19 protein-coding genes and 3 tRNA genes are annotated in these 23,336 nt (G+C 59.7%); 6 read left to right on the top strand and 16 right to left on the bottom strand.

Annotated elements, in window-relative coordinates; translation table 11 throughout:
- Positions 1-11 precede the first annotated feature (11 nt).
- On the top strand, positions 12-2,396 hold the full coding sequence (locus EDC28_RS01980; RefSeq protein WP_123420486.1) for a putative bifunctional diguanylate cyclase/phosphodiesterase: 2,385 nt from the start codon (positions 12-14) through the stop codon (positions 2,394-2,396).
- A gap of 35 nt (positions 2,397-2,431) precedes the next feature.
- Here EDC28_RS01980 and EDC28_RS01975 read toward each other — a convergent pair whose 3' ends face one another.
- The 7 genes from EDC28_RS01975 to EDC28_RS01945 form a co-directional block, all read right to left on the bottom strand.
- Entirely contained in the window at positions 2,432-3,742 is a 1,311-nt protein-coding gene (locus EDC28_RS01975; RefSeq protein WP_244946524.1) for a sugar MFS transporter, read from the bottom strand.
- Positions 3,743-3,794: 52 nt separating this feature from the next.
- Positions 3,795-4,925 carry an N-acetylglucosamine-6-phosphate deacetylase gene (nagA, locus tag EDC28_RS01970; protein ID WP_123420484.1) on the bottom strand — a complete coding sequence of 377 codons (1,131 nt, stop codon included), beginning with the start codon at positions 4,923-4,925 and terminating at the stop codon, positions 3,795-3,797.
- Positions 4,925-5,920 carry a glucosamine-6-phosphate deaminase NagB-II gene (gene nagB-II / locus EDC28_RS01965; protein WP_050659165.1) on the bottom strand — a complete coding sequence of 332 codons (996 nt, stop codon included), beginning with the start codon at positions 5,918-5,920 and terminating at the stop codon, positions 4,925-4,927. Before nagB-II ends, nagA begins: the two co-directional genes overlap by 1 nt.
- Complete coding sequence (locus EDC28_RS01960) at positions 5,917-6,816, bottom strand: glucosamine kinase nucleotide-binding domain-containing protein (RefSeq protein WP_050659166.1); 900 nt, start codon at positions 6,814-6,816, stop codon at positions 5,917-5,919. The genes nagB-II and EDC28_RS01960 overlap by 4 nt, the downstream gene beginning before the upstream one ends.
- A gap of 91 nt (positions 6,817-6,907) precedes the next feature.
- Entirely contained in the window at positions 6,908-9,319 is a 2,412-nt protein-coding gene (locus tag EDC28_RS01955) for a family 20 glycosylhydrolase (RefSeq protein WP_123420483.1), read from the bottom strand.
- Between the two features lie 46 nt (positions 9,320-9,365).
- Positions 9,366-12,095 carry a TonB-dependent receptor gene (locus tag EDC28_RS01950; protein ID WP_123420482.1) on the bottom strand — a complete coding sequence of 910 codons (2,730 nt, stop codon included), beginning with the start codon at positions 12,093-12,095 and terminating at the stop codon, positions 9,366-9,368.
- A 200-nt stretch (positions 12,096-12,295) separates the two neighbouring features.
- Positions 12,296-13,312 (bottom strand): LacI family DNA-binding transcriptional regulator, encoded by a 1,017-nt coding sequence (locus tag EDC28_RS01945; protein ID WP_123420586.1) that lies wholly within the window; start codon positions 13,310-13,312, stop codon positions 12,296-12,298.
- Positions 13,313-13,448: 136 nt separating this feature from the next.
- On the opposite strand from EDC28_RS01945, the gene EDC28_RS01940 reads away from it, so the two are divergent.
- The 3 genes from EDC28_RS01940 to EDC28_RS01930 are packed head-to-tail and all read left to right on the top strand — an operon-like array spanning position 13,449 to position 16,048.
- Positions 13,449-14,759 (top strand): NfeD family protein, encoded by a 1,311-nt coding sequence (locus EDC28_RS01940; RefSeq protein ID WP_170163996.1) that lies wholly within the window; start codon positions 13,449-13,451, stop codon positions 14,757-14,759.
- Positions 14,756-15,514 carry a slipin family protein gene (locus EDC28_RS01935; protein WP_050659169.1) on the top strand — a complete coding sequence of 253 codons (759 nt, stop codon included), beginning with the start codon at positions 14,756-14,758 and terminating at the stop codon, positions 15,512-15,514. Before EDC28_RS01940 ends, EDC28_RS01935 begins: the two co-directional genes overlap by 4 nt.
- A gap of 48 nt (positions 15,515-15,562) precedes the next feature.
- Complete coding sequence (locus EDC28_RS01930) at positions 15,563-16,048, top strand: prolyl-tRNA synthetase associated domain-containing protein (RefSeq protein WP_123420481.1); 486 nt, start codon at positions 15,563-15,565, stop codon at positions 16,046-16,048.
- Here EDC28_RS01930 and EDC28_RS01925 read toward each other — a convergent pair.
- From EDC28_RS01925 to mutY, 7 genes are all read right to left on the bottom strand, one after another.
- Positions 16,045-17,454 (bottom strand): PH domain-containing protein, encoded by a 1,410-nt coding sequence (locus tag EDC28_RS01925; protein ID WP_123420480.1) that lies wholly within the window; start codon positions 17,452-17,454, stop codon positions 16,045-16,047. The genes EDC28_RS01930 and EDC28_RS01925 overlap by 4 nt on opposite strands.
- Complete coding sequence (locus EDC28_RS01920) at positions 17,451-17,948, bottom strand: PH domain-containing protein (protein WP_123420479.1); 498 nt, start codon at positions 17,946-17,948, stop codon at positions 17,451-17,453. Before EDC28_RS01920 ends, EDC28_RS01925 begins: the two co-directional genes overlap by 4 nt.
- Before the next feature lie 385 nt (positions 17,949-18,333).
- A tRNA-Phe gene (locus tag EDC28_RS01915) sits at positions 18,334-18,409 on the bottom strand.
- A gap of 10 nt (positions 18,410-18,419) precedes the next feature.
- Positions 18,420-18,495 (bottom strand) — tRNA-Thr (locus EDC28_RS01910).
- Between the two features lie 85 nt (positions 18,496-18,580).
- Positions 18,581-18,656: transfer RNA gene (locus tag EDC28_RS01905), tRNA-Phe, on the bottom strand.
- Positions 18,657-18,754: 98 nt separating this feature from the next.
- Positions 18,755-19,027 carry an oxidative damage protection protein gene (locus EDC28_RS01900; protein WP_050657968.1) on the bottom strand — a complete coding sequence of 91 codons (273 nt, stop codon included), beginning with the start codon at positions 19,025-19,027 and terminating at the stop codon, positions 18,755-18,757.
- On the bottom strand, positions 19,024-20,064 hold the full coding sequence (mutY, locus tag EDC28_RS01895) for an A/G-specific adenine glycosylase (RefSeq protein ID WP_123420478.1): 1,041 nt from the start codon (positions 20,062-20,064) through the stop codon (positions 19,024-19,026). Before mutY ends, EDC28_RS01900 begins: the two co-directional genes overlap by 4 nt.
- Before the next feature lie 71 nt (positions 20,065-20,135).
- Between mutY and trmB the strand changes: the two genes are divergently transcribed.
- The gene (gene trmB / locus EDC28_RS01890) at positions 20,136-20,840 is read left to right on the top strand and encodes a tRNA (guanosine(46)-N7)-methyltransferase TrmB (RefSeq protein WP_123420477.1); all 705 of its coding nucleotides are present in this window, start codon (positions 20,136-20,138) and stop codon (positions 20,838-20,840) included.
- 351 nt (positions 20,841-21,191) lie between these two features.
- Positions 21,192-21,971, top strand: a complete 780-nt coding sequence (locus EDC28_RS01885) for a DUF2884 family protein (RefSeq protein ID WP_050657965.1) — start codon at positions 21,192-21,194, stop codon at positions 21,969-21,971.
- 27 nt (positions 21,972-21,998) lie between these two features.
- Here EDC28_RS01885 and EDC28_RS01880 read toward each other — a convergent pair whose 3' ends face one another.
- Together EDC28_RS01880 and EDC28_RS01875 are read right to left on the bottom strand one after the other, a co-directional pair.
- The gene (locus EDC28_RS01880; protein ID WP_123420476.1) at positions 21,999-22,514 is read right to left on the bottom strand and encodes a hypothetical protein; all 516 of its coding nucleotides are present in this window, start codon (positions 22,512-22,514) and stop codon (positions 21,999-22,001) included.
- Positions 22,515-22,572: 58 nt separating this feature from the next.
- The gene (locus tag EDC28_RS01875; RefSeq protein WP_148049781.1) at positions 22,573-23,124 is read right to left on the bottom strand and encodes a hypothetical protein; all 552 of its coding nucleotides are present in this window, start codon (positions 23,122-23,124) and stop codon (positions 22,573-22,575) included.
- Positions 23,125-23,336 lie beyond the last annotated feature (212 nt).

Below are 23,336 nucleotides of genomic sequence, written 5' to 3'. Positions count from 1 at the left end.
GCCAGGGAGGCATGAGCACCGTGCCAAGTGTCAGGCCTGTCCCCGCCCCGGTGGCCTCTATCCGCAGGCCTTTTCTCGGTCTTTATCTCAAGTTGCTGCTGGTGATGGTACCGGTAACAGTACTGCTGTTTCTGGGTCTTTGGTTGTGGCAGCGCAGCGCCGAGCAAGCCTATCTTGACGCCGATCGCCAGCAGGTTGAAGGCACCCTTGCCACGCAATTGAGCGCCCGCCTGGCCGCCCGGCGCCAGGAGGCAGCCCTACTGCTGGAAGGGTGGGTTGAGCGCAGCGGCAACGATCCGGTGGTGTTGGCCGCTATCCTGGCCCAGCAGTGGCCGGCCTTGCAGCGCAGCCGCAATTGGCAAGGGTTGGTGCTGCGCCAGCATCAAGAGGTGCTGGTTGCCTTGGGGGACAGCGCCCTGTGGCCACAAGGCCAGGATGGTAGCCACCTGGTGTGCCGCCAGCGCTGCATGCAGCTTCTGACCTTAAGTGTGGATAAAGACACCCGTCTTGGGCTGTTGTTGCCGCTGGCGCCGTTGTTGGAAGGACTGCATCAGGAACTGGGCCTGGAGCTACTGCTGCTGCGCCCAGGCGGCGGCGACCGGGTTTGGGGCATGGGCATTGCCGAGTCGGCCACGACCCCGGGTTTTGCCCCCATGCTCTCGGCCCTTGGCCAGGAAAGGCCCACTGACGACCAGCGCCAACTGGGCCAATGGCTGCTGTGGTGGCAACCGCTGGCACATATGCCGGTAGGGGGCCTGTTGGTAGCCAAAGACGTGCGCGCCCTCCAAGCCGGTTACCGGCAGCAAAGGGCACTGCTGCTGTGGTTTGGGATCCCGCTGGTGCTGGTGGTGTGCGTGCTGTTGGCCTGGTGGGTATGGCAACTGGTGCAGCGCCTGGCGCTGCATCGCCAGCAACTGGGTTGGCTGGCAGAAGAGCCGCAAAAAGTGCAGCCGCCGCAAGCAAACTGGTTTCGCGACGAGCTGGACCAACTGGGGGAAGACACCTTCAAGCTCTCTGGCCATTTACAACACATCAATAGCCAGTTGCAAAGCCAGGTGGAGCTACTGGAATACCGGCTGCGCTTTGACGAGCTCACCGGCCTTGCCAACCGCCATTACCTGGAAGAAAAAATCGCCCTGCTACTGGAATACGCCGAGGGCGAAACCCTGGCGGTGGTATTTGTGGATATCCAGCAGTTCAAAGCCATCAACGACAGCCTCGGGTACGACAAAGGCGATCTGCTGCTAAAAGAGGTGGCCAATCGACTCAAAGAGGTGGCCGGTGCCTGTCATGGCCTGGGCCGTTTTAGTGGCGACAAGTTCGTGGTGCTGATGCGTTATCGGGAAAAGGAGCGGCTGCAACTGCTGCTTCAACAGCTTCATTGGCACCTGGAGCCGCCGGTGATTAAAGCCGGCATGCACTGCCAGATAGCGGCGGTGCTGGGGGTAGCGCTGGCCAAAGACGAAGTGCTGAGCGCCCCTGAACTGCTGCGCCGGGCCGACTTAGCGCTGCACCACGCCAAGGAAAAAGGACTGTCGCAAAGCTTTTTCAACGACGCCATGCAAAACCGCCTGCAAAGCCGCCTGGAATTGGAGCGGGATTTGGACCAAGCCCTCAAGCTGCAACAGTTTGAGCTCTACCTGCAGCCCAAGTACTGGCTGGCCGATGGCACCGCCGCTGGCTTTGAGGCCTTGATCCGCTGGCACCACCCGCTGCGGGGGCTGGTGATGCCCCAGGCTTTTATTCCGCAGCTGGAAAATACCGACAGGATCATCGAGCTGGGCTACTGGGTTATCGAGGAGGCTTTGTCGATGCTGAGCCGAGCCCGTGCCCGGGACGGCAAAGAATGCCGGCTGGCGGTAAATCTGGCTTGCCGGCAGTTTCTCGACGCCAGCCTGCCCACCTTTGTGGAGGCGGCGCTCAAGCGCCACAGTATCAACCCTGCCATGTTGGAGCTGGAAGTGACCGAGTCGAGCCTGGTGGATCACTTTCAACACGCACTGACCTCCCTGCACAGCCTCAAGCGCCTGGGGGTGGACATCGCCATCGACGACTTCGGCACTGGTTACTCGTCACTGAGTTATCTGCACAAACTGCCCTTCGATGTGGTCAAGGTGGACAAGAGCTTTACCCAGGAGCTGGGCAAGGACGGCGCCACCGAGCATATCGTCAAAAGCCTTATTACCCTGGTGCATGAGTTAGGAGGCAAGGTGGTGGCCGAGGGCATCGAAACCGACCAGCAGCTGCAATGGCTGCAACTGATGGGCTGCGACATGGGTCAGGGCCTGCTGCTGGGGCCGCCCATGAGCGAAGAGGAGCTTATCCGCCGCCAGGACGGCAGCCTGCTGGAATGGCCGCGCATACGCCATAAAAAAAGCCCGGGAACACCGGGCTAACAGAGAGAACGACAAGGTCCATGGCGGCAAGGTGGTTACCAGCGGCGTTTTTTATGGCCCGCCACCGCAAAGTAAAAGATGAACAGGTAACAGGGCAGCATCAGTAGGTAGGCGCGCTGGTTACTCATCAGGTCCGACAGCACCCCGTACAGCAGCGGCAGCACGGCGCCACCAGCAATCCCCATGATCAGCAGCGCCGAGCCGCGGGCGGTAAATTTCCCCAGGCCTTCCAGGGCCAAGGGCCAGACCGCCGGCCACACCAGGGCGTTGGCAAAACCCAGCAGCGCCACCAGGGCCACGGTATTGGGCAGCAGCGGCAAGCCAAGCCAGCCCCACACCAGCGCCGACACCCACTGATGGCCAGGGTCACTCATCACCACCGACAGCGCCAATACCAGCCCCAGTACCGCCGAGATGGCCAGCGCCTTGGCCTGGCTTATCAGCCTTGGAATAAGCACCAGGCCCAGCAGGTAACCCATCACCATAAAGGCCATGGTAAAGGAGGTTAGGGAGGTGGCATTGGCCACCCCCAGCTTGGAGCCCAACAGGCCGATGGTGTCGCCGGCGATCACCTCTACCCCCACGTAGAAAAAGAGGGTAATGGCCCCCAGCACCAGCTGCGGGAACTGCAATACCGAGCTTTTGCCGCCCTGGTTTTTCAACTCTTCCTGGGACGATTCGATTTGCAGTTCCGGCAGCGGCGAGAACTTCAGCGCCACCGCCAGCACCGCCAGGGCAATGGCCATACCCAGGTAGGGCGCTATCAAGCCATGGGACAGGGCCTGGATATGTTCGATACGGGCGGCCGGGGCCATCTCGGCCACGGTTTTGGCAGTAATGCCTTCAAAATCCCCCAGCACCAGGGCGGTGAAGATCAAGGGCGCTGCCACCCCGGCCCCTTTGTTCAACAGGCCCATCACCGAGATCCGCGCCGCCGCACTTTGCTGCGGGCCTATGTGCACAATGTAGGGATTGGAGGCGGTCTGCAATATGGTCAAACCCGTGCCCACCACAAACTGCGACAGTAAAAAGATGGCGAAGGTCTGCTCCAGGGCGGCAGGAATAAAGCCCAGACAGCCGATGGCGATAAAGGCCAGTCCCAGGCTCATGCCCTTTTTATAGCCGGTGCGTTCCAGCAGCCAGGCCATGGGCAGGGCCATCACCGTGTAGGCGATGTAGAAGGAGAAGGCCACAAACAGCGACTGGGTACTGCTCAGATCGCAGACGATCTGCAAAAAAGGGATTAACGCGCCGTTAAGCCAGGTGATAAAGCCGAAGATAAAAAACAGAGTGCCAATGATTGCCATCGGCATCAGGCTGCTGCGTTGTTGTTCTGATGCACTCATTGTTGTTTCCATCGGTTGCTTCCTTGATGTGCTGCTGCGTAAAAATCCGGGCTCAGGGCTGGGGCCAGGCCTGCTTGCCGGCTATCCAACTGGCGCTGACTTGCCCTTGGTCATCCAAGAGCACCATGTCGGCTTGCTTGCCGGGCTCTAGAAGGCCCCTGTCGGCAAGGCCAAGAAACTGCGCCGGGGTGCGGCTGGCCATGGCCAGGGCCTGGTCTTGGGCGATATGCATCTGGGCCATGGCGTTACGCACGGCGCTTGCCATGTCTAGCGCCGAGCCAGCCAGCCGACCGTCCTTGTCGGTGAGGCGGTCACCCTGGCGATAAAGGGTGTCGTCGAAGTACGCAAATTCGCTGGCGCTGCTGCCCACCGCGGCCATGGCGTCGGTGACCAGCATCAGCCCCTGGGCGCCTTTGGCGAGGTAGGCCAGGCGGGCGCAGGCCGGGTGCAGGTGGTGGCCGTCAAGGATGATGCCGCACACCCCATTGCCGGTCAGGGCCGCCCCTACCATGCCTGGCTGGCGCGAACCCAGCTGCGACATGGCGTTAAAAAGGTGGGTAAAGCCGCTGGCGCCGGCGGCGAGGGCTTGCTGCACCAGGTCAAAATCGGCGTCCGAATGGCCAAGGCAGACCTTAACCCCGGCAGCCACCAGGGCGCGGATATCGTCCGGGTGCAGGTTCTCCGGGGCCACCGTCACCACTCGTACTCCCAGGTCGGTGCGGCAATAAAGAGCCATTTCGGCGCCACTTAGGCGGCGAATATGCTGGGCCTTGTGGATGCCCTTTTTCGGCAGCGAAAGGTGCGGGCCCTCAAAGTGGATACCGATGATGCCGGGGCGCTGGCGGGCAAGGGCTTCGGCCACCGCGTCTGCCGCCTGGGCCATCTTGTGGATGTCGTCGGTGATAAGGGTGGGCAGCATGGCGGTGGTACCAAAGCGGGCGTGGGCCGCCACCATGGTGTCCAGGCAGGCGAGGGTCGGGGTCTGGTTAAAGAGCACGCCGCCACCGCCATTGACCTGCACATCGATAAAGCCGGGCACCAGGGTGCCCTCCAGCACTGTGGCGGCGCTGTCGTCTACCAGGGAAAACCCTGCGATAACGCCATTTTCAACGCTGATGGTGCGGTTCTCGTGCCAATGCCAGCCGTCAAAAAGCCGCCTGGCCAGATAGTGCTGGCTGGCCATCAGAGGGTCCTCGTTACTTTGTTAAGGCCGGCTGGGGCGTCGGGGTTGAGACCCATGGCCACCGCAATCTCGGCGATATCCAGGTAAAAGCGTTGCAGCAGGCAAAGGGGAGCGAGGCGTGGGTGCACGTCGCTTGCCAACACCCGCATCGGCAGGATGTGCGCGCCGCGGCTTTTCACGTCGGCTATCTGGCTGCTGTGGTTGGCGGCGGACTCGTCGTCGATATGCAAATCGATCACCGTCAGCGGTTTGGAGGCGAGGGTCACCGGGCCATGGAGGAACTCGGCGCTGGAAAAGGCCTCGGCCTGAATGCCGCACACTTCCTTGAGTTTGAGTGCCACTTCCCGGCTTATGGCGTAGCCGAGCCCCCGGCCCAGCACGATGCCGTGGCCAACACCGGCCAGGCTGTCTTTGTGCAGTTGCGCCGGCTCCTTGCACACCCTGTCCAAGGCTTGAGGCAGCTTGGCAAGGGCCGCCTCCAGGTCGTTATTTTTGGTCCAGGCTGCCACCAATTGGGCGATGGCCGACAGCGTGGTGAGATAGCTTTTGGTGGCGGCCACCGCCTTTTCCGGGCCGGCTTTGAGGGGCAGCACTGCATCAGCCAGCTCCGCCAGGGGCGAGCTTTCGTCGTTAACCAGGGCCACCACAAAGGCGCCGGCTGCTTTGGCCGCTTCGGCCTGGGCCAGGATGTCGGGGCTGCGGCCGCTTTGGGAAATCACCAGTACCAGGGCGCCCGCGAGCTGCAAGGTGCGGCCGTAAACGCTGGTTACCGACGGCGCCGAAGCCGCCACCGGCACGCCGGTTTCTATTTCAATCAGGTACTTGGCAAAGACCCCGGCATGGTCAGACGACCCCCGGCCCACCATCATCACCAACTGCGGTTTGAGCTTGCGGATCCGTTCGCCAAGCATGGTGGCCAGGGTCTGGTTGTGGCTCAGTTGTTCGGCAATGCGCTGGGCGCTTTCCCGCGCTTCGGCGGCCATCAGGGTGGTCATGGGGCGTGCTCTCCTGTGTAACGCTGCTGGGCGTAGATCACCGCGCCCACTTCGGGGCCCTGCAGGGCCGGGGTAATACGGGCCTTGGCCGCGTCCGACAACCAGGGCTGCCAGATGCCGCCCAGGCCACCGATAAAGGCCACCTTGATGGGGCCAAGTTCGGTCAGTTGCAGCACCATGTTGCTCAGGTAACCGGCGCCGTCGGCGACAATGGCCTTGGCCACGGCATCGCCTTTGGCGGCTTCATCAAAGACCAGGGCCGCCAATTGGCCATAAGGAGCCGAGGGTTGGCCGCAAAATTGGTCCATCAGGGCGGTGCTGTCCTGGCTGTGGGTCTTGGCCAGTACCGCTTGGCTCAGGGAGGTAGCGGGGCCGAGGTTATCCAGGGCCAGCAGCGCTGCCTGCACGGCAGCAAGCCCTAGCCAAGCGCCGCCGGCTTTGTCGCCAAGGGGAAAGCCGTGGCCGCCCAAAAAGCGTTGCTGCCCGGCGCATTGGGAAAAACCGCTGGAGCCGGTGCCGGTGATGATCACCGCGCCATCAGTGCCGTCGTGGGCGCCGAGGCTGGCAATGTGCAGATCGGTGGTGAGATAGAACTGGGCAAAGGGATGCTGCCAAGACAGCATGGCGGCGCGGGTGCGGGGAGCGTTAACCCCGGCCAGGCCCGCGCCAACAATCAAATGGCCCAGTTGCGACTGAGACAGGCCGGCGTCGCTCAAGGCGGCGCTGGCGCAGGCCAATACTGCATCCTGGGCCCGCTCCAGGCCCTGTACCGGGTTGGCCGGGCCTGCCAGGCCCTCACCGATAATGCCGCTGTCCTTGCGGTACAGCACGGCCCGGCACTTGCTGCCGCCGCCGTCGATACCCAGAAATAGTGGCTCGTTGCCAAAAGACGTCATTTAAAACCTCATCCACTCGCCGATGGCGTCCCAAAAGGGGTCTGTGTTCTGTGGGCCATCAGGCCCTTAAAAAGCGTTGCTAATCAAAAGGTCATTGCGGGTTTACCCAAATGGCCCGGCCCGCTCTGCCGGTGTTGGTCAATGCCCTGGCGGCAAAGGGGGCGCTCAGCGCCATGCCCGGTTGCCAGCTCTGCCAGTTATCTTGCCCCTTGGGTTTAACCTGGATGGTCAGACCGGGCAGGGTGGCCCTTAACCTGTAGGTATTGCCTCTCTTTTCGGCCCCCACCGGCCCGATGCGATAAGGCAGCGCTTTTTTGTCCCAGCGGGCCAGCCAGTGGCGGGAGATGGTGGCCGATAGCTGGGCGTACCCTGCGGCTTCCCCTTGCTGCCTTGCGTCACCTTCCAAAGCCTCCCATGGCGCCTTGTGCCAGGCTTTGTCGGCCATGATGGCAAGCCTTGGCAGCAACCGGTACCAGGCCTGGGCCGGGCTTCGCACCGTTTCGCTCCAGAGCTGGGCTTGGATGCCCTTGATGTTTTGCGGCTTTTCCAAAGGCCAGTGGTCGGCCTGGTAGGGATGCTGCTGGCGGTCCTTGAACTGGCTGGCATTGGCGGCCAGCTTATCAGGCATAAAGGCATAGAGTTTGGCCGCATCGAGGTAGCGGGTGCCCCAGTAGTAACCGGGTTCCTGTGGGTCTGGCGCTGCTGGGAAATCAAAATAGGTAAGCTCGGGGAAAGAGTACACCACGTCAAAGCCGGCGTTAGCCATCTGGTGGGCCACCTTTTCGCCGCCCCAGTAAAGAGGGGTCCAGACATTGGCCTGCACATGGGCCGGCAGGTGCTCGCGTGCCACCTTTTCCAAGCCATCGCTCCAGGCCGCCGCTTCAATTCCCAGGTTATCGAGCTGGGCTGTTACCTTTTCCAAAAAGTAGGGCAGCAACTGGCCGGTATTGGCCACCTTACCCGCTTTTATCAGCTGCCGGCAGGCCGGGGAGTCGGCCCAGGCGCCGGCGGTCTCGTCGGCGCCGATATGGTAGCGCTTGAGCGGCACACCGGCTTGCTGGTGAATGGCTTTAAGGGCGCTAAACACCTTGCCGGTAAAGGCGTAGGTGGAGGCAAGGCAAGGGTTGAGGGTGTTGTCGTTGTAATACTGCACCGACTGGTAACGGGTGCTATCGGCCGGCTCCACCAGCCGATACTGGCTGTCGCCGGTTGCCTGGAAGCGGGCCTCCATGGCCTTGATGGCGGCGCGGCTGTGCCCCGGCATGTCCAGCGACGGGATGACCTCGATATGGCGAGCCTTGGCGGCTTTGAGGATGTCCTGGTAGTCGGCCACGCTCAGGTAGCCGTCACGGCTGGTGCTGACTGGCCCTGCGCCCAACATCGGCAGCAGGCAGTGGCGTTCGCTAAGGTCGTGGCAGCGCTTGCTGGCCACGGCAGTCAACTCGGGCAGGTCCGGTATGGCCAGGCGCCAGCCTTCGTCGTCGGCGAGATGCAGGTGCAGCTTGTTGAGTTTAAGGGCTGCCATTTCCTCTATCAGTTGCAGCACGAAGGCCTTACCGAGAAAGTTACGGGCGAGGTCGAGATGCAGACCGCGAAAGCCGTAGCGGGGCGCATCCTCGATATGCACCACCGGCAGGCTGGCGCCGTCAAAGAGCTGGCTTAGGGTTTCAAGGCCGTAAAAGCGCCCCGCTTCATCGCCCGCTGCCAGGGTCACGCCGCTGTTATCAATATTCAATTGATAGGCTTCGCTGCCAAGGTCGGGTTCAATGCGGGTGGCAACGGCAAGGCCATCAGGGCTTGCCGGCAAGCCGGTCAGGGCCGCCAGCTTTGCATCAAGGGCAAAGCCATGGGTTTTGACACGCCCGCCTTTGGCAACCACCTTGGCGGCGTTTGGCAACAAGGCGATTTCGGAGGCTGGCACCGGCTCGGGGTAGCGGCCGTAATACCAGTTGGCGTCTGCGACCGGGGTGTCGTCATCCAGGGTGCGTTTGTGGGGCAGCTCGCCTTTGATAAAGGGCATCTCCTGATGAGGCAACACGGCGCCTGGCACCGAGCGGGTGGCGGCCAGCAGCGCCGGTTTCAACCCGGGGGCGGCCAGGTAGAAGTTGGGCAGGCTGTCGCCATAGCTCAGTTGCCAAAAACTCGCGTACCAGTCGATATGCAGGGGATGGCCCTTTTCAAAGGGGACCTTGGGAGTGATCTGGTGCAGGTCGCCATTGAGATGGCGAATGGCCAGGCTGTCACTGGTAAAGGATTGCACCGGGTTAACCAATCCCAAGTAAAGCTGCCAGTGGGTGTCGGGCTGGTCAAACGGCAGCGTCAGGGTCAGCCGCGCTTTAAAGCAGTGGCCGTCGCCCAGGTCCTTGGCGCAGGCCTTGGCGCCACTTTGTGCCAGCACTTGGTATTGCACCTCTAAACCGGCGGCCATCTTGTCCAGTTGTGGCTGGGTAAGGGCGCTGGCCATAAAAGGCGCCAGGAGCAGGGGTAATGCGGTCAGTTTCATCGGGCTACTCGCTAAAGAGGCCCGGGCAAGCCCGGGCCGGCTTGATTTAGAAGCTGTAGTTCAGGCCCACGTAAAAGCGGCGGCCGTTACTGTACTTCTTGGACGGTGCGGATTTGTCGATGTGGTACTGCTCGATGTCTTCATCGGTGATGTTGACCGCTTCGGCAGTCAGCTCCAGGTTTTCCATCACCTTGATGCCGATACGGCCGTCGAGCTGACCATAGTTGTCGGTAAAGACCTCGGAGCCATACTCACTGATGCCGTCGTAATAATGGGTACGGTAGTTGTACGCCAGGCGGGCGCTGAGCCAGTCGTTCTCATAATAACCGGTCAGGTTGGCCATGTGCTTGGAGGTACCAAGAGTCAGGCCGGAACCGGGGCTGGTCACCGGGTCGCGCTCTTCCTTGGCGTTGGCATCGGTATAGGTGTAGTTGGCCAGAATACCGAAGTTACCAAACTCCTGCTGGTAGGACAGCTCCACCCCTTTGACTTCACTGCCAGCGCCGTTGATGGGTTTGGTGACGTTGACTACCACATTTTTGCCGACTTTCTCATCGTAGGCTTCGGTTTGAATATCCTCATATTTCACCAAACCCTCGATGTCCTTATAAAAGAAGGTGCCACTCAGCATGCCGGTATCGCTGAAGTACCACTCGTAGGCGATGTCGTATTGGTTGGCGCGGGTCGGGTCGAGGTTAGGGTTGCCGCGTTGGCCGCTACGGGTGGGAATGTTCAGGGACTCGTGATAGGCAATATCCACGTAGTCGGGACGCGACATCACCCGGGCGGCGCTAAAGCGCAGCAAGGTATCGTCGGTCAAGTCAAAGACCAGGTTCAGGTTGGGCAGGATGTCGTCATAGCTGTGCTTGGCAGTCGCTTGGCGTACGTTCCAGTCACCATCTGCACTGGGGTCGACAGCATCGGCCAGCAGGCTGTAACCGTCCAGCAGGCTGATGGCTGCGGCGGTGGAGTCGCCGTCCCAGAGATAGCCGCTGGAGCGGACTTCGGTTTTCACAAAGCGCACGCCTACGTCACCCCGGAACCCTTCCCCCTGGAAGTTGCCTTTGGTGTAGGCCGAGTAAATCTTCTCGTTCACTTTCCAGGTATCGGCCAGGAACAGGAAGGTGGCGGTGGGGCTGGCAAAAGCCGCGGCCGGGTAAGCAATGGCGGCGGCTTTGCCGGTGTCGAGCAACGGGTAGTTGGCCGTGGAGTCGCCGCCGATAAAGTCGCTCAGGCTGTATTGGCCCAGCACACCAGAAGCCCAGTTGGTTTGCCCTGGCAACACGTCAGGCCAGGCACCATTTAGCTGATCGTCCTTATACCAGTGGAAGCGAGTGCCGGTCTGGCGCTGGCTCTTGTCGTGGTCACGATAATAAACACCGGCCTTGATGTCGGTGAAGATGCCGTGGCTTACCGGCAGTTCGAAGTCAAAGCCGCCGTAGCGCTCTTCGTCCTTCATGGTGCGAGCGCCTTCTTGCATCCAGTCGAAGGGGCGGGCCAGCAATTGGTCGCGGCTTTCGGTGTTGGAAGCATCCACATAGTCGGTGTGGTTTAGGCCGTCGAAGGTGACATGGTCCATGACCCTTGAGAACTGGTAATGGCGGTCTCGGCTGGTGCCACCTTCTGCCTCGGTAAAGCCGGCCTTCATGGTGACCTTGAAGACATCGGCATCATAGCTGCCTTCAAAGTCGTAGGCCTTGCTCTTGGAGTAGGAGATACGGTCAATCACATAAAGCTGAGAAATGGCGTTATCGGCACTGCCAGCGACCACATGGTTGCCCGAGAATTGAGCATCAGCCTGATTAAAGTTCTTGTCCAGGAAGGTGTAGAGGTTGTGGTTGGTGTTGTTGGCATCGAGCTTGGTGTTGAGGATATTGAGGTTCAAATCCCAGCGCTCGGCGGGGCGCCATTGGATGGCGGCAAAACCGGTTTTGCGCTCGCGCTTTTGGTTGAAGTAAGCATCACCCAACACCCGTGGGCGCCAGAAGTCGTCACTTTGGTCCTCTTCAGTGCCATTATCATCATGGACAAAACCCAGCGCTTCTTGGCCCTCACGCACCAGGGTGCGGTCTTGGCGGGTCAGGGAGATTAAAAAGCCGAAGGTCTCGTCGTCGTTCTTCCAAGAATAAAGCCCGGACAGCTGCGGGTCCCACTTCTCCGAGTTGTCCGAATACTGCTCTTCGGCGCTCAATTTGAGGGTGTTGGCATCGAGCTGCATCGGCTTGAAGGTTTTGAGGTAGACGGTACCGCCCAAAGAGCCTTCCTGAATGTCGGCTTGGGGGCTTTTGTACACCTCAAGAGAGGAAATGAGGTTGGACGGCAGCAGGGTGAAGTTAAAGGCGCGGGAGGGGTTGTCCAGCACAAACCAGTCTGCCGAAGCCACCGCCGAGCCGTTGAGCAGGGTCCGGTTTTGCGACGGATCGGTGCCGCGCACCGCGATTTTTTCCCCTTCACCGAAGTCGCGGGTCACCGATACGCCGGTGATCCGTGACAGTGACTCGGCCACGTTTTTATCGGGGAACTTGCCGATGTCTTCAGAGGTAATGGCATCCACCACCGAGTTGCTAAACCGTTTGGTGTTGACGGAGGCCTTCATGCTGGCACGGATGCCGGTGACTTCAATGCGCTCGATGTCGCTGGTGTCCTTGCTGGCAGTTGCTTTAGCGGCGGGCTGCTGCGCGGGGTCAGCGGCCAGGGCCGGCAGGCTCAAAGCCCCACCCAGTACCAGAGCTACCCTCACGGCCAGAGCGCACGAGCTCAGTTTGCGAGTTTCCATGACGTTTTATCCTGATGTCTTGTTTTCTGCATTTGGCTCCTTACAGCTGGAGCTCTGTTATGGGTATGACAGCGTTGTCATTCCCGTTGGCATGACAACGCTGTCAATCGAGTTTCACGCTAACGACGATGTGAAATCCATGCAAAGGCTTTTTTGCAAAAAGATGACATTGATCCCATCTCTTTGCTGACAGGAGCGCCTCAACGAGCGGCGGAAGTGGAGTCTCGTTCGAGCAGTTTTGGGGAGAAAATCAATTGGTTATTGCGTTTGTCACCGCGGATATCGGCCAGCAGCAGGGTAGCGGCCTGGCGAGCGATCTCGGCGTTAGGCTGTTGGGCGGTTGTTAACGGCGGCCAGGTTTGGCGAGAAAAGGGCGAGTCTTCAAAGCCGGCAATGGCCATGTCCTCGGGCACCCGCACCCCTTCGAGGCGGCAGGCAAAGAGCGCGCCGGCCGCAATTTCGTCGTTGGCGGCAATGATTGCGCTGGGGCGCTCGGCAAGGGCCAGCACCTGGCGGGCATTTTTGACGCCCGAATCAAAGGCGTAACTGCCGGGCAGAATAGTTGCCTGGCTGGCGTCTACCCGGTGTTTGGCAAGGGCCGCTTCAAAACCGGCCTGGCGCTCGGCGGTGGAGTGGTGCTCGGTGTCGCCGCAAAAAAACGCCAGTCGCCGGTGGCCCATGGCCAGCAGGTGGTGGGTTATCTCGAAGGCGGCGCCGCGGTCATCCACCATCACGCAGGGGCTCAGGTTGTCTGGTGCCTGTGAGCCTGACAGCACCCGCACAAAGGGGATCTGCTTTTCCTGAAGGCACTGCACCACTGCCGGGATCTCCGAGAGCGGCGGGGTCAGCACCACCCCGGCCAGCCGCGCTTTTTTCACCGTGGCCAACACTTCCTCGACGATGTTGTCGGTAAAGGCGTCGCAAGGGTGAATAAGCAGCTCATAACCGTGCTCGCGGCAGGCGGTGAGCAAGCCGCGCTGCATGTCGATAACGTAATAGGCGTTGGGGTTGTCGTACAGGTAGCCGATATTAAACGACTTAAAACCGGCCAAGCTGCGCGCCGCCTGGTTGGGTTGGTAATCGAGCTCCTGGACCGCCGCCATGACTTTGGCCGTGGTTTCTTCCCGCACATTGGGCTCGCGGTTAATCACCCGTGACACGGTTTTGATGGACACCCCGGCAAGGCGGGCGACGTCGTTAATAGTGGCTGATTTCAAGGCGTTGAAGGCTTGGGTCAAGGAAGCTAACAGTTAACACCAAGGACGCCCAAGTCTCAACCACCGGCGAGGGGGGGGCGGCAGGGCTGGCCGACAGGGCCTAAGCTTTAAAGACTGCACCACCGGCCAACCACTCATGGTAAAAGCGCTGCTTTGGGCCCTGCTGTTGTGCTGCTGCCCACTCCTGGCCCAGGGGGTTTACTGGCAGCTCGGCGTCAAAGGCGCCATCGGGCCCGGCGTGGCTGAATACCTTAAAACCGAGATAACAGACGCTGCCAGCGCCAACCCAAGGCCTGTGCTGCTGCTATTAACCCTCGACACCCCCGGCGGCCTTTCTTCTTCCACTCACGATATCAACCAAGCCATCCTGGCAAGCGCTGTGCCGGTGGTGATTTACGTGGCGCCCCAGGGGGCGAGGGCCGCGTCGGCCGGCACTTTCATGCTTTATGCCAGCCATGTGGCCGCCATGGCTCCGGCCACCCATCTGGGGGCAGCCAGCCCCATCCAGCTGGCGGGGAGCGGCGGCGAGCAAAAAGAGCCAAGCGAGAACCAAAAGACCCTGGCCCGCAAGCAGATGAACGACGCCATTGCCGATATCCGGGCCCTGGCCGAGCAGCGGGGGCGCAACGCCGAGTGGGCCGAGGCGGCGGTTAAAGACGCCGCCACCCTGACCGCCAGCCAAGCGCTGGATCAAGGAGTGATAGAGATTCTCGCCAAGGACGAAGCGGCGCTCTTGGCAAAGCTTGACGGCCGCCGGGTAGACACCGCCTCGGGTAGCGTGACCCTTGCGACCCAAGGCATTGTGGCGGTGAATCGGGCGCCGGACTGGCGCCAGAAATTCATCATCGCCATCACCGACCCCAACATCGCCTACATCCTGATGCTGATTGGCATCTACGGCCTGCTGCTCGAATTCTACAGCCCCGGCTTTGGGGTGTCCGGCACCATTGGCGTTATCAGTCTGATGCTGGCGCTGCTGGCCTTTCAGATGCTGCCCATCAGCTATGCCGGCCTGGCGCTGCTGCTGGTGGGGATAGCGCTGTTGACCGCCGAGGCGATGATGCCCAGTTTCGGCATTTTGGGAGCCGGCGGCCTGGTGGCGTTCTCGGTTGGCTCGGTGTTGCTGTTTGAAAGCCCCGACCAGGCCTATCAGGTGGCCTGGCCGCTGGTGGCTGCCAGTTGTGTGACCTCGGTACTGTTTTTGGTGGTGGTGGCGAGGATGCTGGTGCGCCAGCGCCGCCAGCCGGTGGTGTCGGGGGTTGGTAAGCTTGTGGGCTGCCCGGCCCTGGTGCTGGATAACCGCCCTGATGCGCTTACCGTCAGCGTGCAGGGCGAGATCTGGAATGCGCGTTGCGAAGAGCCCCTGGCCCGGGGGCAGAGTGTGGTTATTACCGGCGTTCACGGCCTGGTGCTGGACGTCAAAGCCCAACCGGAGGTATCCCCATGATCCCCGCCAGTCTGTTCCCCCTTATTCTGTTTATCTTTCTGGTACTGCTGCTATCGAGCATGTTCAGGGTGCTGCGCGAGTACCAGCGCGGCGTCATCTTCCTGCTGGGGCGCTTTTACAAGGTCAAAGGCCCGGGGCTTATCATCGTGGTGCCCTTCGTGCAGCAGGTGGTAAGAGTCGACCTTCGCACCCTGACCATGGACGTGCCCACCCAGGACGTGATCTCCCGCGACAACGTCTCCATCAAGGTCAATGCAGTGATTTACTTTCGGGTGGTCGACCCGCAAAAGGCCATTATCAATGTCGAGAATTACCTCGAAGCTACCAGCCAACTGGCCCAAACCACGCTGCGCTCGGTGCTGGGGCAGCACGAGCTTGACGAAATGCTGGCTGAGCGTGAGGCCATCAACAGCCACTTGCAGCGCATTCTCGATTCCAGCACTGACACCTGGGGTATCAAGGTCAGCAATGTGGAGATAAAACACGTAGATCTGGACGAGTCGATGATCCGCGCCATTGCCCGCCAGGCCGAGGCTGAGCGGGTAAGAAGGGCCAAGGTTATCCACGCCAGCGGCGAGCTGGAAGCGTCGAAAAAATTGCAAGAGGCCGCTGAAGTGCTGTCCAAACAGCCCCAGGCCATTCAGCTCCGTTACCTGCAAACCCTCACCGAGATCTCCGGTGAGCACAATTCCACCATTATCTTCCCGTTGCCCATGGAGCTGATGGAGGCCTTTACTCGCCGCCATAAGGATTGAGCCGACTACCAAGGCCGGTTAGGCTGGCCTTTTTGCCGGAGAGCCTGTGTGCCTAACGACCTGCTAAACGCCCTTGGCATCCGCTACCAGGCCTTTGAGCACCCGCCTTTAAACGACAGTCAGGCAGCAGAGCGCTTAGGCGTAAAGCGGCCAGGGCAGCGCATCAAAAACCTCTTCTTGCGAGACAACTATGGCCGCCGGCATGTGCTGCTGTTGGTGCCGGCCAGCAAAAAGGTGGATCTTAAAGCGCTCTCGGCGGCCAGCGGTTTGTCGCGCCTCGGCTTTGCCTCTGCCGAGCGTCTGCAAAAATACCTGAGAGTAAAGCCTGGCGCCGTGTCACTGCTGGCCCTTGTCAACGACAGCGAACGCCAAGTGATGCTGTGGATTGACCAAGCGCTTTGGCAGGGCGGGGACTTTCAATGCCACCCGCTGGTATCTACCCGCACCTGGGTGCTGGCCAAAAGTGATGTTGAGCGGTTTTGCGCTCACCTTGGGGTGGTGCCGGCCATCATCGAGGTGCCCGGCGGCGATTAGAGCCAATCATCGGCTTGCTGCTGCGCCTCGGCCAGCAGCCAGTCACGCAGGTAACAGGCCTCGTCCAGCGCCAGCCAGGGCAAATTGAGATTACCAGCGCCGGTACTGATGCTAAGGCTCGCCAGGTGTCTTCTGCGTTGGCCCGGGCTTTGGCTGAGGGTCACCCGCTGCACCTTGGCCGGTTTCAACAGATATTGCCGGACATTAACCAGCCCCCGGCGCACCCAAAGCCGGTTGCCGTTGACCTGCCAACCGCAGCCCAGCCAATGCATGGTGATGGCCGCCCATGCCAGGGGCCACAGCAGGCCCGCCAGGGCGCCAAATTGATGCCAAAGGGAAAGGGTGGCGGCCAGCAGCGGCAGGGTGCTCCATACCAGCAGGCGGCGAAGATAAAAAGGCGAGGGGCGGCTGTAGGGCGCCTGGGGCAGTGCCTTGGCGCCGCCCAGGGCTAAAAGCGGCGCCAACTCCCCTGGGCGCAGGGCCGGGGCCAGCAGCTTTTGGCTTTTGCCTGGGTCTTTACCGGCTTTGCCGTCTTTTACTGGGTAGAAGGTCAACACCCAGCGGCCAAAGATCCGGTCAAGCAGGCTTTGGCTGGCCACCAGCCACTGCAGGCGGCGCCGCTTCATGGCCAGTTGCCGATGGGTGATGATGCCGCCGCTTTGCACCAGGCGCTGGTCCTGCTGTTCCAGGCGGTAGGGCGCGTAAATAAGCCAGGCCGCCGCCATGGACAGCACCGTTAATATCAGTGCCAGCATCACAAAGCCCAGCAGGTAAAGGCGCCAGCCAAGGTGCAGCTCCTCGGCGCTCAGCAGGTTGCCAAGCCATTTGCCAAGGTTGTCATAAAAGGGGGCCAGCAAGACTAAGAGCCAGGTTAGGTGGTTGTGGCAAAAACCGTAAATCAGTAAATCGCCGGTGCTACGGGTTAATAGCGGTGGCGTATCAAGGCTGGGAGCCTGGGCTGGAGCTTCGCCCAGCAAGGTGGCCTTGATGGCGTCGGCCTGCTGCTCGGTAAGGGCTGCCAGTTTGGCCTCTTGGCCGCTGGCCCCGGCGGTTTCAATGGTCAGGTTGTAAAGCCCCAGGGGCCGGTAGTAAAAGGGCTGGCTTATCTCGATGTTCTGCACCCGCTGGGCCGGGATCTCAAGGTGTTTGGTAAACAGCAGCCCCTGGCGTATCTCCAGGCGCCCAGGTTTAACCAAATAGAAAAACCGCCACCAGCTCACCAGGGCGCTGCCCATCATGGCGAGTGGCGCCAGGATGAGCACTGCCAGGGTGACTCGGCTCCAATTGGCGCCACCACCATAAACCCCGGCAGCAAATACTGCTGGCACTGCCCTGGCCCAGGCGCCAAGCTGTATCACCAGGAAGAAAAACACACCCCAGGGAGAGAGCCGCTGCCAATGGGTCATTGCGGGCCTATCCTCTCCAGCAGCCACTGGCGCAGCTGCTGGGCCTGGGCCTCTTCAAGCCCCGGCAGCTCCAGCTCTGCCGACGACGACCCAGCTGAAAAGAGCCGCAGTCTGGCCAGCCCGAAGCGGCGCTCCCAAGGGCCCTGCTCGATGGCGATATGCTGGATGCGGCTGTAACTCAAGGCCGTGTGCTTTTGCCAGAAGATGCCTTCGGCGCTGTGGATGTCTTGTTCACGCACCACATACCGAAAACGCTTGGCAAGCTCCACCCGGTGCCAGCCCACCAGTACCACCACCAACACCGCCAGCGGCAGGGTGAGCAGCGCCATGGCGCTATCCCCTGCCAGCAGCGGCGCTGCGGCGGCCGCCACCAGCACGGCCAGCGCTATAAGCAGCATCCGGTAACCCTCCATGGCGGGGTAGTGCGGCGCGACCTGTTGCCAGGGCAGTTGCCTAGCCTCAGGCAGGGTCTCGACAACATGGTTGTGATACATGCAAGCATCCTTCCTTTGACATGGCCTGATTGTCGCAAAGGGCAGGGCTTTAGCAAGAGGCTGAATGTAAGGGGGTTTGTCGGGCAGGCCTGAGCGAGGCCTAAAAAGAAAACCCAGCCGAAGCTGGGTTTCTAAAATGGTGCCTCGAGCCGGAATAGAATGGGGCCGCCGAGGTCAGCGACACTGTGGCGCGGATAACAAAAAGCCCCGGTCTTGCGACCAGGGCTTTTCTTTTTATGGTGCCTCGAGCCGGACCAAAATGCCGGGAGCATTTTGGGACATCGCTGGCGATGGCCCGAAGGGTCAGGTCCAGGGATGGGCCTGACAATCGAACTTGTTCGATGACGACAAAAAAGAAAACCCAGCAGAAGCTGGGTTTCTAAAATGGTGCCTCGAGCCGGAATCGAACCAGCGACACGCGGATTTTCAATCCGCTGCTCTACCAACTGAGCTATCGAGGCAAATTTTAAGTGGTGCCGGCTGCAGGAGTCGAACCCGCGACCTACTGATTACAAGTCAGTTGCTCTACCAACTGAGCTAAGCCGGCAACCAAAACTGGCTTGAAGGTCAGCAATTTATCGTAATTTTCTGACCAGAGACAAGGCCTATAACCTTATCTTTCTTGCAATTCGTGGTGCCTCGAGCCGGAATCGAACCAGCGACACGCGGATTTTCAATCCGCTGCTCTACCAACTGAGCTATCGAGGCAACGGGCGCTAATTAAATAGATCTTCGAGAGGCAAGTCAACCAGTCTGAAGGGGCTTTTCGGCGCCCTCCAGACTGTTTGCTCAAAGCCTGAGCAAAATCAGGCTTTGGGTGGGGTGTAACCCTCGATTTGCGGGTCTTTACCCTCGAAAAGAAAGTCGGTCATGGCCCCTTCCAGGAACTTGCGGTGCTCTGGGTCCATCATGTTCAGTTTCTTTTCGTTAATGAGCATGGTTTGTTTTTTCTGCCAGGCCGCCCAGGCTTCCTTGGAGATGTTGTCAAAAATGCGCTTGCCCAATTCCCCGGGGTAGAGTTGGAAATCCAAGCCCTCGGCGTCTTGTTTCAGATGGGCGCAAAATACGGTGCGGCTCATTGGCTGTCCTCGTTTTTCAATAGGGTCAAAAGCTTGCTGGTGGGGGCGGCCAGGCCCACGGCCGGTGGCTGGGCCAAGTTATACCAAAGCCCCTGCCCGGCTTCCATGATGCCGGGCAAAGGTTCGACATCCAGCACTATGGGGGTGATGTCCAGGTGGAAGTGGCTGAAGGTATGGCGAAAGAGCGCCAGTTGCTGCTGGCGGTTGGCCACCAGTTGGCGACTGTCCAACCAATCGCCAATCTGTGCTTGTGGCACCTCTGGCGGGCAGTAAAGGCCGCCCCACAGGCCCGATGGCGGCCGTTGTTGCAGTAATACTTCCCCGCCTTTTTTGAGCAGCAAGAAGGTGGCACTGCGCACCGGCAGGGTTTTCTTGGGCTTTTTACCGGGGTAGTCGCTTTGGCGCCCGACAATAAAGGCGCCGCAGTCTTCGGCCACCGGGCACAGCTCGCACTTGGGCCGTGAACGGGTGCAGATCATGGCCCCCAAGTCCATCATCGCCTGGTTATAGGCGGTGACGTCCTTGCTGGGGGTGAGCGCTTCGGTGATATCCCACAGCTTATCGTGCACCTTCTTGTTGCCGGGCCAACCTTCTACACGCTGGTGGCGGGCCAGCACCCTTTTGACGTTACCGTCCAAAATGGCGTGGTCTTGCCCCAATGACAGCGACAGCACAGCCCCGGCGGTGGAGCGGCCAACGCCAGGCAGGGCTTCTACCTCTTCAATGCGCTCCGGGAACACGCCGCCATGTTGGTCGCGAATATGCTGGGCGGCCTTGTGCAGGTTACGAGCCCTGGCGTAATAGCCAAGGCCGGTCCAATGGTGCAGCACTTCGTCCTGAGGGGCATCGGCCAGGGCCACCACATCGGGAAAACGCGCCATAAAGCGCTCAAAATAGGGGATAACGGTGGCAACCTGGGTTTGTTGCAGCATGATCTCGGAGACCCATACCTTATAAGGGGTCTTGTGCTGCTGCCAGGGCAGGGTTTTGCGGCCATGTTGGTGGTACCAGTTGACCACCCGCTCAGCAAAGGTCATGAGCAATCTTCTGTCTGGAAATAGGCCGGTATTGTAGCGATAATGCCCGCCCCAAAACACAGGAGCCGCAGATGTCCGAGCAAAACGCCGAAAATACGCCTTATCTGCGTAAGATACGTAGCTTTGTGCGCCGCGAAGGGCGCCTGACCAAAGGCCAGGCCCAGGCCCTGGAAAAGTGCTGGCCCACCATGGGCCTTGAGCACGGCATGGGGCTGCTGGATTTTGCCAAGGTCTTTGGCAACAGTAACCCGGTGGTGCTGGAAATCGGCTTTGGTATGGGCAAAAGCCTGGTGGAAATGGCCCAGGCTGCCCCCGAGCTCAACTTTATCGGCATCGAGGTGCACAAGCCCGGTGTGGGCGCCTGCTTGATGGCGGCCAGTGAAGCCGGTGTCACCAACCTGCGGGTGTTCGAGCACGACGCCGTGGAGGTGCTGGCCGACAACATTCCCGACGCCAGCCTGGCGCGGATGCAGCTCTTTTTCCCCGACCCTTGGCACAAAAAGCGCCACCACAAGCGCCGCATCGTGCAGCTCGAATTTGCCGAGAGCCTACGTAAAAAGCTCGCCATTGGCGGCGTATTCCATATGGCCACCGACTGGGAAAACTACGCCGAGCACATGCTGGAAGTGATGAGCGCGGCGCCGGGTTATCAAAACCAGTCCGCCAGCAACGACTACGTGCCGCGCCCCGAGCACAGGCCCAAGACCAAGTTTGAAGCGCGCGGCGAGCGGTTGGGGCATGGGGTGTGGGATCTGATGTTCGAGCGCGTCGAGTAAGGCGCTACTGCACTCGTCATGACGGCGTTGAATCGCCCTGGTCAATGCTCATTTACACAAGAGTAAACTGCGCTTTCCCAGGGCAATTCGCCTTGTCTTGTCTTCCTTCGCTACGCGCCTTGCGCTATTGAACTCATTCACACGGCGTTGGCGGCCCTATCGAAGGCCATTCGCCTGTCCCCTTCTCACGGCACCAGCTTACCAACCCGCCCTTTGGCGAATTCGCCAAAAGCTGGTGAAAATCACCAGCCAGATCAGTGAGTTGAATTTATATCTTTTTGATTCATCAGTGTTTTTACTGTTGGCATGTAGTTTGATTGGTCACAGTCAGAATCAGCCAAGGAGCTTCTGATGAAAAAAGCACTGATCCCCGCCCTTTCTTTGCTGCTGCTGGCGCCGCTGGCCCAGGCAACCAATATGAATTTGAACCTGGATGAAAAATGCGAAATGACCCTGCCCCACGACATGCGTCTGGATAAATCCGGGTTCACCGTTGCCGACAAAGATAAAACCCTGATGCGTTACCAGGACGGCACCTTGGTGATAGGGGGTAAAACCCAGTCCCTCAGTGCCCAGCAGCGCCAGGCTCTGGACGGCTTTAATCGCGACCTTCGCACCAGCGCCGAAAGCGCCGCTCGCCTGGGGCTAAAAGCCCTGGATTTAGCGGCAGAGGTCACGACAGGGGTACTCAAAGACGTGCTGGGTACGGACGCCGCCGATGAAGTTGAAGCAGGCCTTGCCGAGGCGCGGGTCAAGCTGGACAGCAAGCTCCATGAGCAGGGCGGCACCTGGTATGTCGGGGCCGGCAGCTGGGACCAAGACAACGACGATTTTCTCGGCAAGGACTTTGAAAAGCGCATCGAAAGGGCGGTGCAAAAGTCCATGGGCAACATGTTCAGCCAGTTGGGCCAGGCCATGAGCAGCGGCGACGGCAGCTTTGAGGAAAACATCCAGGCCTGGGCCGATAACCTGGAAAGCAAGGCCAAGAAGATTGAAGCCGAGGCCGACGCCAAGGGCGACGCCATCAAGTCTGACGCCAATGCCCTGTGTGGCCAGCTGATGGCCATCGACAAACAGGACAACGCCTTTAAATCCCAGTTCGACGGCTGGGTCGAGGTTATCGAGCAATAACGAAAACGCCGCTTAAAGCGGCGTTTTTTAATAGCTGGTGGCGATTTTTTCGATGGGAACCGGTTGGCGCCGGGTGCTGTAACGGCGGTTGAAAAGATTGTCGCTTCCCCACCAGGACACGGCTACCTCGGCAAAGGGGATCAAGTAAATGGCCTGCAGGTGGATGCTCCACAGGTAGTCCTTGCCGGTTACGTCGGACAGCGCCAGCAGCAGGCTGGCGGAGATAGAGATCAGCAGTACCCCCAAATACACCCAGTAGGGCTTGCGGCCTTGCTGGGCTTTTAAAAGCCCTTCAAAGACAAAGGCCAGGATCACGATTTCCCGCAGCGCGTTGATAAGATACCAAAGCCCGTAGAATTCATGGTCCCCCAGGAATACGTTGTTCTCATAGTCATCCGACAACCAAGCCAGCACCCCGTAGGCGGCATAGTTGCTCAAGATAACCAGGGGCAGGCGGCGCTCCTTTCTGGCCGTTATCAAAGCCAGCAATATCAGACTGCAAGCCAGAATATTGAGGTAGTCACCGTTGATGAAGTCTTCCAAAAGCCAAACACCGCAAAATCAAACGCAGCGGCTAGTGTCTGGTGTCAGGGCGCGAAGGTCAATCAGCTTTGCCGGAAGAGTCGTTCGGAAGGGCGTTTTCCACGGGGGATGTGGAGGATCTTTTGAAAAAACGGCTGATAACGTTATTGCTGCTGCCCCAGGCGATAAGGATTTCAGCCAAGGGTATGGCCTGATTTACGTAGTAGTGAAAGGCTCTAAAACCACCTTTGCCTACTATGGCGTGGCCTACTTCGGTACTGGCATTTGCTGCCATAATCACATTGCAGGATGCTGAGATGGCCAACACGCTGAGGTAGGCTTTACACCAAAAGGCGCTAGCCTTGTTTTGCATCCAGGCATCGAGCAGGAAGGCAAGAATGACCACTTCCCTGGCGGCTTGCAGCAGGTAATACGAGTTTCCCAGATTATATACAAACACACTCCCATCGAAATGAGTCAGTGTAAATCTCATGACGTACCAGATTGCATAGTTGGCAAGTATCAGCACAACAAGCCGCTTGGCATCTTTGGAAACTAACCAAGCGGCAGCAATAACCAACACTGAGCAATTATTGAAAAGTTCAATAACGCTTGCTGGATGTAGGCTCATGCCAAAAAGCACTTAACTACTTGCCGGAGTTGTCTTTCTTTTTGTCTGGATCATCACCATTTTGATCTGAGCCTGGCATACTTTCACTCCTATTTTGCTTCACGAATGACTTTCCTAAATAACTGTTCCTAATTGTGAGCCACCCTATATCTCCACAGCTCGTGACAACAGGGGCTTCGTAGGCTGCCCAAGGTGATCTAATATTCGGCACA

The sequence above is a fragment of the Gallaecimonas pentaromativorans genome, assembly GCF_003751625.1.
Taxonomy (GTDB): domain Bacteria; phylum Pseudomonadota; class Gammaproteobacteria; order Enterobacterales; family Gallaecimonadaceae; genus Gallaecimonas; species Gallaecimonas pentaromativorans.
The sequence above is the reverse complement of the archived record's forward strand: the minus strand, read 5'-3'. Positions and strand labels throughout refer to the sequence as shown.

What these genes read in the sequence shown, in the direction of transcription:
- EDC28_RS01935 (WP_050659169.1), top strand. Translation starts at nt 14,756, where the DNA reads ATGATCCCCGCCAGTCTGTTCCCCCTTATTCTGTTTATCTTTCTGGTA.
- EDC28_RS01980 (WP_123420486.1), top strand. Translation starts at nt 12, where the DNA reads ATGAGCACCGTGCCAAGTGTCAGGCCTGTCCCCGCCCCGGTGGCCTCT.
- EDC28_RS01925 (WP_123420480.1), bottom strand. Translation starts at nt 17,454, where the DNA reads ATGACCCATTGGCAGCGGCTCTCTCCCTGGGGTGTGTTTTTCTTCCTG.
- mutY (WP_123420478.1), bottom strand. Translation starts at nt 20,064, where the DNA reads ATGACCTTTGCTGAGCGGGTGGTCAACTGGTACCACCAACATGGCCGC.
- EDC28_RS01920 (WP_123420479.1), bottom strand. Translation starts at nt 17,948, where the DNA reads ATGTATCACAACCATGTTGTCGAGACCCTGCCTGAGGCTAGGCAACTG.
- nagB-II (WP_050659165.1), bottom strand. Translation starts at nt 5,920, where the DNA reads ATGACCACCCTGATGGCCGCCGAAGCGCGGGAAAGCGCCCAGCGCATT.
- EDC28_RS01955 (WP_123420483.1), bottom strand. Translation starts at nt 9,319, where the DNA reads ATGAAACTGACCGCATTACCCCTGCTCCTGGCGCCTTTTATGGCCAGC.
- EDC28_RS01875 (WP_148049781.1), bottom strand. Translation starts at nt 23,124, where the DNA reads ATGAGCCTACATCCAGCAAGCGTTATTGAACTTTTCAATAATTGCTCA.
- EDC28_RS01950 (WP_123420482.1), bottom strand. Translation starts at nt 12,095, where the DNA reads ATGGAAACTCGCAAACTGAGCTCGTGCGCTCTGGCCGTGAGGGTAGCT.
- EDC28_RS01960 (WP_050659166.1), bottom strand. Translation starts at nt 6,816, where the DNA reads ATGACGTCTTTTGGCAACGAGCCACTATTTCTGGGTATCGACGGCGGC.
- EDC28_RS01940 (WP_170163996.1), top strand. Translation starts at nt 13,449, where the DNA reads ATGGTAAAAGCGCTGCTTTGGGCCCTGCTGTTGTGCTGCTGCCCACTC.
- trmB (WP_123420477.1), top strand. Translation starts at nt 20,136, where the DNA reads ATGTCCGAGCAAAACGCCGAAAATACGCCTTATCTGCGTAAGATACGT.
- nagA (WP_123420484.1), bottom strand. Translation starts at nt 4,925, where the DNA reads ATGGCCAGCCAGCACTATCTGGCCAGGCGGCTTTTTGACGGCTGGCAT.
- EDC28_RS01900 (WP_050657968.1), bottom strand. Translation starts at nt 19,027, where the DNA reads ATGAGCCGCACCGTATTTTGCGCCCATCTGAAACAAGACGCCGAGGGC.
- EDC28_RS01975 (WP_244946524.1), bottom strand. Translation starts at nt 3,742, where the DNA reads ATGAGTGCATCAGAACAACAACGCAGCAGCCTGATGCCGATGGCAATC.
- EDC28_RS01885 (WP_050657965.1), top strand. Translation starts at nt 21,192, where the DNA reads ATGAAAAAAGCACTGATCCCCGCCCTTTCTTTGCTGCTGCTGGCGCCG.